This is a genomic window from Streptococcus sp. 22.1 (assembly GCF_016648645.1).
In the GTDB taxonomy this organism is placed as follows: domain Bacteria; phylum Bacillota; class Bacilli; order Lactobacillales; family Streptococcaceae; genus Streptococcus.
Map to the genome: position 1 here is coordinate 1 of NZ_JACLQK010000048.1, position 1794 is coordinate 1794.

2 protein-coding genes are annotated in these 1794 nt (G+C 36.1%); both read right to left on the reverse strand.

Annotated elements, in window-relative coordinates:
• Positions 1-93: 93 nt before the first annotated feature.
• Positions 94-1059 carry an IS3 family transposase gene (locus tag H7U04_RS11265; protein ID WP_002890057.1) on the reverse strand — a complete coding sequence of 322 codons (966 nt, stop codon included), beginning with the start codon at positions 1057-1059 and terminating at the stop codon, positions 94-96.
• On the reverse strand, positions 1056-1733 hold the full coding sequence (locus tag H7U04_RS11270; RefSeq protein ID WP_002890056.1) for a helix-turn-helix domain-containing protein: 678 nt from the start codon (positions 1731-1733) through the stop codon (positions 1056-1058). The genes H7U04_RS11265 and H7U04_RS11270 overlap by 4 nt, the downstream gene beginning before the upstream one ends.
• Positions 1734-1794: the final 61 nt, after the last annotated feature.

The window sequence follows — 1794 nt, forward strand, 5'->3', positions numbered from 1 at the left end:
TGATATGCCCCCTGTCAAGTAGACAGGTTAAATATCTAAAAAAGTGTCTGTTTTTGAAGGTCAGTCGTACATAATAAATGTACGGCTGTTTTTTTATGCAGACCACTTAGACTTGTACTTTTCAATTTTGTTATTCTTAGCGATTGGGTATGACAAAGGATGTTCTGATGATAAGGCAGCGTTTCTTACTGCCAAAGGCGTTTTACAGTCATACCTACTTTGTGGACGCTCTTGACAGTAAAATCGGATATAGTCTTTGATGGCATATCGGAGGGAGGCCTCATCTGAAATCTCATACATCTGATACATTTCCGATTTTATAATTCCCCAAAAACCTTCTATTGGTCCGTTATCAATACAATGGCCCACTCTTGACATGGATTGAATCATATCAGTATCTTTCAGCTTTTTTTGAAAGTTCTTATTGGTATATTGAAACCCTCTATCGCTGTGAAATATAGGCTTCGCTGCGGGATTTTTTTCAATGGCTTTGTCAAATGTTTTGAAGACCAGCCGATTGTCATTTCGACCACTTATGACAAAAGCAATAGGATAGCGGTCATATAAATCAAGTATGACACTAAGATAGAGTTTCTTATGAGAGTTAGGAATCTTAAACTCTGTAACATCTGTTACCCATTTTTTGTTCGGAGCAGTTGTATAGAAGTTTCTTGCCAACTTATTTTCTGCAGTTTCTTTAGGCTTGGCAGTCTTGTATTTTTTCCTTTTCTTACGGATAAAAGCGTGGATATCGAGTACTTTCATAATTCGGTGAATTCTCTTTCTTGAGTAATTCGTATGATTGAAATGATTGATCCAATCGGTCATTCTTCGGTATCCCAAGATGTGTGAAAAACGTTCGTCATATTCTTTAATTAATTCCGCAATTTCGCTGTTTAATTGTTCTTGTTCTGGAACTATTCTATGTTTCCATTTATAAAATGCAGACCTCGTAATGCCGAGCTGATGACACATCCAGCTAATGCTCCACCCTTTGTTGGTGTTGAAGTCTTCGATCGCTAAGTATTTTGATTCGTGGCGCTGTTTGCCTAGCCTCACATCCTTCCGAATTCTTTCACTTTTTTTAAGAGTTCAACAGTCATATCCTTTTCTTCTAACTGACGTTTTAAGCGCACATTTTCTCTTCGTAAACGTTCTAATTCATCAACCTCATCATCTAGTTTGTGATGACCCCTTTTGTCAACTAAACCTTCTTCACCATCACTATCATACTTTTTCACCCACGAATACACTTGGCTATAAGAAACATCATAAAGTGATGCCGTTTCCTTATAATTGCGATTATGTTCAATACAATAGTTGACAATCTCTTTGCGTTCATCAATAGTGGTTTTACGTCTTGCTTTTGCCATATAGACCTCCCGTTTTGGATTGTAATCCTTAAGTTCTATATTGGCATTATACATCCTAATCCACTTTCTTAAAAGTCCTGAAGAAATATCATACTGATGACCTAAATCAATAGATGAAGCCTCACCACTAATACATTTTTCTACAAGTTCCATTTTAAATTCTTTTGAATAGGAACGGTTTTTTGTTTTCTTTGTGAATCCTAAAATCCCATATTTTTTATAGATGGCAGCCCAATCTTGAATCGTCCTTGTGGAAATATGGAGACAGTTACATATCTCAGATCTAGAACGATTACCATTAATATAATCGAGACAAGCTTGTTCTTTCTCGTATGGGGTGAACCTTTCTCTTCTAGACATAAAAATACCTCTTAAGTAGATTTTAGGTATTTACCTTGTCTACTTAAGAGGTATCATATCA

What these genes read in the sequence shown, in the direction of transcription:
- H7U04_RS11270 (WP_002890056.1), bottom strand. Translation starts at nt 1,733, where the DNA reads ATGTCTAGAAGAGAAAGGTTCACCCCATACGAGAAAGAACAAGCTTGT.